This window comes from Psychrobacter piscatorii, assembly GCF_043641605.1.
Classification (GTDB): domain Bacteria; phylum Pseudomonadota; class Gammaproteobacteria; order Pseudomonadales; family Moraxellaceae; genus Psychrobacter; species Psychrobacter piscatorii_C.
The window spans coordinates 25,452-32,968 of record NZ_JBHZRK010000022.1 but is presented as its reverse complement, the minus strand read 5'-3'; the positions used below and the strand labels follow the sequence as shown (position 1 = coordinate 32,968).

Genomic DNA, 7,517 nt, shown 5'->3' with positions numbered 1-7,517 from the left:
ACTTGCATCTTAAAGTCCAGATCGTAACGCATAAAAATACCCCATAAGTTGTGTCCAACTTATGGGGGTCAGTTCACGAAAGGGGCTTTTTATTTTTTGCTTGACGATATACTATCGTTAATGGCTATTAACGATTCGGCAATACATCTTTTACCATATCACGTAAGCCGCGCAATGCGGTGACAGTGCTGTCCCAATCTAGACAGCCATCAGTGATAGATTTACCATATTCAAGCTGACTTAAATCAGCGGTTAGTTTTTGATTACCGCCTTTTAGGTGACTTTCAATCATCATGCCGATGATTGATTTATTACCATTTTGAATTTGTTCAGCAACGTTTTGGATGACCATCGGCTGTAGGTAAGGATCTTTACCTGAGTTGGCATGGCTTGAGTCAATCATGATTTTGCCATTGGTTTTGCCTTTTGCCAGCTCGTTCTCGACTTGAGCAACTGCCGTTTCATCATAATTAGGCTTGCCATTACCACCGCGAAGTACCACGTGTGCATAAGGATTGCCTTTCGATTTGATGATAGAAACCTTGCCATCTGAGGATAGACCTAGGAAACTATGGCCTTCTTTAACGGCTTGCATCGCATTGACAGCAACGGTCATGCCACCGTCAGTACCGTTTTTGAAGCCAACTGGGCAAGATAAGCCTGAGCTCATCTCACGGTGTGTTTGGCTTTCGGTAGTACGTGCGCCAATCGCTGACCAGCTGATTAAATCCTGCATGTACTGCGGCGTGTTTGGATCGAGTGCTTCGGTCGCGCAAGGCAAGCCTTTTTCATTCAAATCAAGCAATAACTTGCGAGCAGTACGTAAGCCTTTTTCGATATCAAAGCTGTCATTCATATCAGGGTCATTAATCATACCCTTCCAACCGACCGTGGTACGAGGTTTTTCAAAATAAACACGCATAACGACAAATACGCTGTCTTCGATCTCTTTTGCCAATACGGCTAAGCGATCGGCATATTCATGGGCCGCTTTTATATCGTGGATAGAGCAGGGTCCAATGACCACAAACAGACGCTTGTCTTTACCATCCAAGATATTTTGGATAGTGTTTCGACCGTTTAGTACGGTTTTATATGCGTCGTCTGATAGAGGCAGCTCAGTTTTTAGCTCAGCGGGAGTAATCAAAGGAATAAATTTTTCAATATTCACGTCGTCAATATCTGCATTATGGGTAACTGATGTTGTCATGGTTATATATCGTCTAGCTGATTTATAGGAATATTCATTATGCGGACAAAAGTGTTGGTTGACAAGGGTAGTCCGGTAGTTAATTGACTGATAACTGGAATGAGGAAACTAAAACTTAGTTATACTTGCACATGATTAAGGTTATATTTGAATTCGCAAATGCACGTTTGGTATTTCGTTTTTCTGTCTATTAATAAGGATGAATTAAATACTGGGTGCTTAACGCTCAGATTTTATGCGTGAATTTAGCTATTTGTATCATCGTCACGTATGATAGCGACCGCGATGATTTTATGATGACACACTAAAATGATTGCACACTAACACGTGAATGCCAAAAAATAAGCAAAGATAAAATGTGTATGTCATCAATCTCTATCATTGACTGACTGTGTTATATTTTACAACAACGATTTATCTTATTTGTATATCTTCAATATTGAGAGCTTGTCATGACAGATTCTGCTACGTCTCATCCACATACTGATTGTATCAGCCAAACAGAGACGGATTTCAATAAACCTAAAACGACTACCACGCTGCTAGTGATAGCCATTGTCGCGGGTGAAGTGTCAGGTGACAGTTTGGGCGCAGATTTTATGCAGCAGATGAACAATCTGCGTGATGACATCGTCTGGGTAGGCGTTGGTGGCACCAAAATGCAAGCGCAAGGATTGCAAAGTATTTTTCCATTAGAGCGTTTGGCAGTGATGGGACTGGTCGAAGTCATGGCGCAGCTACCAGATTTGCTCAAAGCACGCCGCGAGCTACTGAGTGCGTTCAAGACGGCCAATATCGATTGGTTTATCGGTATCGATGCACCTGATTTTAACCTGCGGGTCGCTAAGAAACTCAAGCCACAAGGCGTGTTCTGTGTGCAATATGTCAGTCCTTCTATTTGGGCATGGCGTGAGTCGCGTATCCATAATATCAAAGCGGCGACCCATTTGGTATTGTGCCTATTCCCATTTGAGCTGCCAGTCTACGAGCGTCATAATCATCCGGCGATCTGTGTGGGGCATCCGTTGCTACGAACCATTGATCAAGCATTGATAGACACACCAATCAATCAGCGCCGTAGCGAGCTGGTCTGGCACAATGATGGTTTACAGCAGTTTTTTATTGAACGGTTTGATGATGTCAGCCAGCTTATCTGCGTGATGCCAGGCTCTCGGCGTGGCGAGATTACTGCTATCTTGCCATTGATGCTCGATGGCATTCAAAAGCTCATACTACTAGATCCAAAGCTGTGCTTTATCATTCCAACGGTTGATCAAAATCACCAATATATTGTGCAAGAAGTCATTGATCAGTGTTCAGAGCAACTGCGGGCGGCTATTGTCGTCGTTTATGATGATACTCAGCCAGAGTTTAGTCAGCATGCGATGGCAGCATCAGATATCGTGATGCTAGCCTCTGGGACAGCAACATTGGAGGCGATGCTGCTTGAGCGTCCGATGGTAGTGGTTTATCAATTGAATCAGATCACTTATCAAATTGCCAAACGTCTGGTAAAAGTGCCTTATGTGGCACTGCCTAACATATTGGCTAATGCGCCGATTGTGCCTGAGCTTATTCAAGAGCAGGCAAGCGGGGATAATATTTGCCGTACAGTAATGCGTTTATTACAGCCACGTGCTTATGCTGAGCAATTAAAAGACCTGTTGGCGACAAAACACACGTTGCAGCAGCAAAGTAATCATGAGCCGGCAAATAGCGTAATTGAGCAATATTTTATGAGCGATAGTAATGCTTCCAATATTACCTAACCTAGAAAGACTTTCTAATATTATGCAAATTCAACCTAGCACAAAAAACCTAGCCCAGATAATTGACGTCAATATTAATCATATCGATGTCAAAGGGCAGTATATTCAATTGGTGGCGCCTATACGTTTATATGGACAGTTGAATATTTCCGAGCTGCTTACTCAATATGAGCGCGATGAGGCGCAATGCTTAGAACAATCAATATTAAAAATTGGCGTTGATGAAGCAGGGCGTGGACCTTTACTAGGTAGTGTCAATGTGGCCGCCGCGATATTGCCTGCGTCTTGGTCAGGATTGATTGAAGAACAACCACTCAAAGACACGCCATTGTCGATACTGACAGACTCCAAAAAACTGAGTGAAAAAAAACGCGATCTTCTTTATCCATTGGTACAGCAGCATGCAGTCGGTTATATCATCGCTGATATACCAGCAGCCGTTATCGACCAAGTCAATATTTTGCAGGCTACCATGCTCGGTATGCGGTTGTGTGCTGAAGCCTTATTAGAAGCAGTTTTTAGACATCTCTCTAAAACTAAAAGTCTTGGCACATCACTTGATAAATTGCAGGTAGAGGCGTTGTTTGATGGTAATCGTTGTCCTGAGCTGAATACGGCTAAGATTGAAGCGATGGGTATCTTACCATCGGACATTAACTGTCAAGCATGGGTGAAGGGTGATGCACGTCATACCAGTATCGCAGCGGCTAGTATATTGGCAAAAGTGAGCCGTGATGAGACCATGTATGCCCTTGATATGCAGCATCCAGAATATGGTATTGCCAAACATAAAGGCTATCCAACTCGCGCACATATGGAAGCCATTGGAAGACATGGTGTCTTATCAGCACATAGGCGCAGCTTTGCACCAGTGCGAAAGGCATTAGAGAGCTAATCTTAAATGATAGTATCTCGTCTAATGATAAAAATTCAATGTATTAGCAGAAAGAAGCTATCTACCTGTGTTAACAAATAAGTAAATTTCCAGAAAAATAATGAGCGAAAATTTATAAAATGTAATATAGTATGTTACTCTTGGTATAAAATGCTGTTAAATCAATGACTAAGATTTCATTTTGAGTTTTATTCTCACTATGAATTATATATATTACTATTTTATAGGATAAAAAATGATGGCTCATACCCCTCAAAAGAACCTTGCTGTAGTGCTTTTCTTAGCGGTATTTTTAACGGCCTGCGGTGGCGGCGGTGGCGACTCTGATAATGGTTCTGCATCTAACGAAACACCGAGCCAGCCACAAGAAGTAGTTGTTTCAGAACCAATGACTTCAGCACCAGTAACAGAGACACCCGATGAGCAGAGTAGTAAGCCAAGCGATAGTAATCCCATTAATGAAAGCAACGCGCCAACTGAGAATAATCCGCAAGCAGCCTTAAGTGCTAATAATCAATTCAGTCTTGCAAGAACCAGTTGTGGCTTAGGTGGTTTATCTGTTGATACAGCGCTTGATGATATTGCGATTAAGCACGCAAACTATATCAAATACGTATTTGCTAATAGCACGCCGACCAGTTTTAATGCGCATGTCGAAAATAAAATCAGCGATATTGCCAGTGTGACAGGTAGCAATAACCCATTCTTCGGTGGCTTAGATTTCTCAGATCGCTTATTAAACGCAAAATACAGCAACGCACAATATGGCGCCACAGAAAATATTGCTCAATCTGTTTACTATAGTTCAGCAGGAAGCTTTCTGAAAACAGATGTGGTAGCCACCGCAATGGCAAAGTCGTTGTTGGCAGCACCCTATCATTTGCGCTCTTTGATGTTACCGCCTTCGAGTTTGATAGGCACAGGAATGGTCACCTATAAACCTGATGCCAAAAATCCAGCTCTTAATCAAGGTTATGTATTGGTTAGCCATGCCTCAGCGACCAGAGCAACTAAAGATAAGACAGCAGCAGGTGTTTTTACTTATCCCTGTCAAGGTGTGACTGATACAGTAACTGCTCTGTATAATGAGTCGCCAAACCCTGTTAAAGGAACGGGCCGCGATTTGCGTACCAATCCTATTGGACAACCCGTTTATATCAGTATGCCGTCAGCTCAGAAGATTAAGGTCAGCAACATCAAGTTCCGAGATACTCAGCGAAATACTAATGTACCGATTCAATTGATCGACTTTGATAAGGATCCGTATGTAAACACCAACTACGCATTACCAGCGAATGAAGCATTTATTTTGCCATTAACAGATGAACTCAAAAGCTGTGAAGTTAAACGTAGTTCAGATCAAAGCAAGCAATGTGGTCTGTATGGCAATACAAAGTATCAAGTGAGCTTTGATATTTTGGTTGATGATAAAAACTTGGAAAGTAAGTCGTTCACTTTTACGACCGGTAAGGTAAATTACTAGTTAAGTCGTTTAATCAATCGTACAAGCAAAAGGGCTGAACCAAATAACTGGTTCAGCCCTTGTTTTATGCAAAGACACTATAAGAATGTGACAAAGTAAGCAGACTGACTAAAATCTACTTTAAAACGATGAGTTTGGCTGTTGCAAAAAGGCTTTTTCATCCTCAGTTGATTTGCGTCCTAGTACCTCATTACGATGTGGGTAACGCCCAAATTGATCAATAATCTCTTTATGACGATATTCAAAATCTAACGTGGTTGCATCGTCTAATTGCTTAAATAATGGCAGATAACGGTCGTGAATCAGCGCTGACTCAGAGTGCATAAACGGTATGATCATAAATCGACGCCACTGCATCGGTAAGGTATCAAAGTATGGCTGCTGAATGGCTTCTTGTGCTAAGACTAATGCCATGCCGTCTTGGACAAAAGCACAGGCTTGTTCGCGACATAGGTTGCGTGAAAACTGATCTAAGACAATGATCTCTGCCAGTCGCCCTGCTAGCGCTGTTATTGAACTATTGCCATCTAGAGAAGATTCTGCGAGGCGCCATTTAACGCACTCACCTTGCTTTGCTGCCTGCCAAATGTCACCAAACTTGTCCTTTATCTGCTTATCAAAACGATCGTTTTGTTCAAACCAACACGCTTCATTATCTTTATCAAACCAAAAATCCAATACTGCACGCGCATCCGGATCTAGATAGGTCAAATCTATACTTTTTGGATCGAGTTGAGAGGCATGGGATTGACTGGCAGAGGTGGAATAATCAGTTGAGAGTGCCATAAGATATTCTAATTATGATGGATTTAGTCTACTATAGCGCAAATATTTATATCTGTCTGTCAAGATACCAACAGCAGAGTGTCTATTAGGTAATCTATTATGAATGCAAAAAATCTAGAAAATTCTATCAACGTATCGTTGCCACCAACGCCTTACTACGTGCTTGATGAAGCGGCCATCGTTGCCAATATGAAAATCATTGCTAGGCTATGTGAGCTGTCTGGTGCAAAAGCATTATTAGCACTAAAATGCTTTGCCACATGGGGTGTTTTTGATGTGATGCGGCCATATCTACATGGTACAACTTCATCTTCGCTTAACGAAGTTAGATTGGGCTATGAGACTTTTGGCAATAACAATGATGCCAGTAGCAGCGATAAAAAAGAAACGCACGCTTATAGCGTCGCCTATAGCGCAGATGAAATTCCTGAAGTACTGAGTTATGCTGATAAAATTATCTTTAACTCAATCTCGCAGCTAACTGCTTTTAAAGATCAAGCGGCAGCACAAGGTGTTCCAGTAGGCTTACGACTCAATCCAAAAACCAGTAACTCATCATTTTTGATCGCTGATCCTGCACGTCCATTTAGCCGTCTTGGTGAGCACGATAAAGATAAAATCGCAGCGGTACTTGGCGATATCACTGGCGTCATGATTCATAACAACTGCGAAAATGACAGTTTTGAAGCCTTTAGTGAAAGCTTGGCCGATATCGAAGCCAGATTTGGTGATATCTTAGCGCAGCTTGAGTGGGTCAGCTTAGGCGGTGGTATCCATTTTATCGCGCCTGATTATCCACTAGAGAAACTGGCTGCACGTTTAAAAAAATTTAGTGAAACTTATGGCGTGCAAGTCTATCTTGAGCCAGGCGAAGCAAGTATTCATGGCGCGGGTACGTTGGTGACGACGGTGTTAGACACCATGCACAATCAAAAAAATCTCGCCGTCGTCGACGCTTCGATTGAAGCACACATGCTTGATCTGCTGATTTACCGTGAGTCAGCACCAATTGCTGCGATCAATAATACTGCTGCCAATATTGCACCTACTGGTAATCCAGCAGAAGCTGCGCCGTCTAAAGATAATGTAGAGTCAGCAGAACATACCATTATCTATGGTCGTTCTTGCTTAGCAGGCGATATCTTTGGTGAATATGCGTTACCGAATAATCTTCAGATAGGCGATAAGATTGCCTTTGGTAATGCTGCTGGTTATACGATGGTCAAGAAAAACTGGTTTAATGGGGTCAATATGCCAGCGATAGTCATCCGCCGTTTGGATGGCAGTATCGATATCCAGCGTGAGTTTGACTATGAGGAATATAAAACCAGCCTATCTTAAGCCTTAGTAGCCTTAGCTTTTAAGGCTGTGCTA

6 protein-coding genes are annotated in these 7,517 nt (G+C 42.3%); 4 read left to right on the top strand and 2 right to left on the bottom strand.

The genetic code is table 11. The features are described 5' to 3' along the window. Nucleotides 1–127 precede the first annotated feature (127 nt). Entirely contained in the window at nucleotides 128–1,210 is a 1,083-nt protein-coding gene (locus tag ACHUET_RS14410; protein ID WP_238039058.1) for a 3-deoxy-7-phosphoheptulonate synthase, read from the bottom strand. 452 nt (nucleotides 1,211–1,662) lie between these two features. Here ACHUET_RS14410 and lpxB point away from each other — a divergent pair, with 452 nt between their 5' ends. The 3 genes from lpxB to ACHUET_RS14395 all read left to right on the top strand — a co-directional run bounded on the left by lpxB (nucleotide 1,663) and on the right by ACHUET_RS14395 (nucleotide 5,357). Then, nucleotides 1,663–2,979, top strand: a complete 1,317-nt coding sequence (lpxB, locus tag ACHUET_RS14405) for a lipid-A-disaccharide synthase (protein ID WP_394213764.1) — start codon at nucleotides 1,663–1,665, stop codon at nucleotides 2,977–2,979. A gap of 22 nt (nucleotides 2,980–3,001) precedes the next feature. After that, a complete protein-coding gene (locus tag ACHUET_RS14400) occupies nucleotides 3,002–3,874 on the top strand; it encodes a ribonuclease HII (protein WP_394213763.1) in 873 nt (290 codons plus the stop codon). A gap of 235 nt (nucleotides 3,875–4,109) precedes the next feature. Further along, nucleotides 4,110–5,357 carry a CAP domain-containing protein gene (locus ACHUET_RS14395; protein ID WP_394213762.1) on the top strand — a complete coding sequence of 416 codons (1,248 nt, stop codon included), beginning with the start codon at nucleotides 4,110–4,112 and terminating at the stop codon, nucleotides 5,355–5,357. 120 nt (nucleotides 5,358–5,477) lie between these two features. Here the strand turns inward: ACHUET_RS14395 and ACHUET_RS14390 are convergent, their stop codons facing one another. Beyond that, a complete protein-coding gene (locus ACHUET_RS14390) occupies nucleotides 5,478–6,143 on the bottom strand; it encodes a DUF924 family protein (protein WP_394213761.1) in 666 nt (221 codons plus the stop codon). 99 nt (nucleotides 6,144–6,242) lie between these two features. Between ACHUET_RS14390 and ACHUET_RS14385 the strand changes: the two genes are divergently transcribed. Further along, complete coding sequence (locus ACHUET_RS14385; RefSeq protein WP_394213760.1) at nucleotides 6,243–7,484, top strand: carboxynorspermidine decarboxylase; 1,242 nt, start codon at nucleotides 6,243–6,245, stop codon at nucleotides 7,482–7,484. Nucleotides 7,485–7,517: the final 33 nt, after the last annotated feature.

Excerpts from the sequence above, each read along its gene's own strand:
- ACHUET_RS14410 (WP_238039058.1), bottom strand. The coding sequence starts at position 1,210 with ATGACAACATCAGTTACCCATAATGCAGATATTGACGACGTGAATATT.
- lpxB (WP_394213764.1), top strand. The coding sequence starts at position 1,663 with ATGACAGATTCTGCTACGTCTCATCCACATACTGATTGTATCAGCCAA.
- ACHUET_RS14400 (WP_394213763.1), top strand. The coding sequence starts at position 3,002 with ATGCAAATTCAACCTAGCACAAAAAACCTAGCCCAGATAATTGACGTC.
- ACHUET_RS14395 (WP_394213762.1), top strand. The coding sequence starts at position 4,110 with ATGATGGCTCATACCCCTCAAAAGAACCTTGCTGTAGTGCTTTTCTTA.
- ACHUET_RS14390 (WP_394213761.1), bottom strand. The coding sequence starts at position 6,143 with ATGGCACTCTCAACTGATTATTCCACCTCTGCCAGTCAATCCCATGCC.
- ACHUET_RS14385 (WP_394213760.1), top strand. The coding sequence starts at position 6,243 with ATGAATGCAAAAAATCTAGAAAATTCTATCAACGTATCGTTGCCACCA.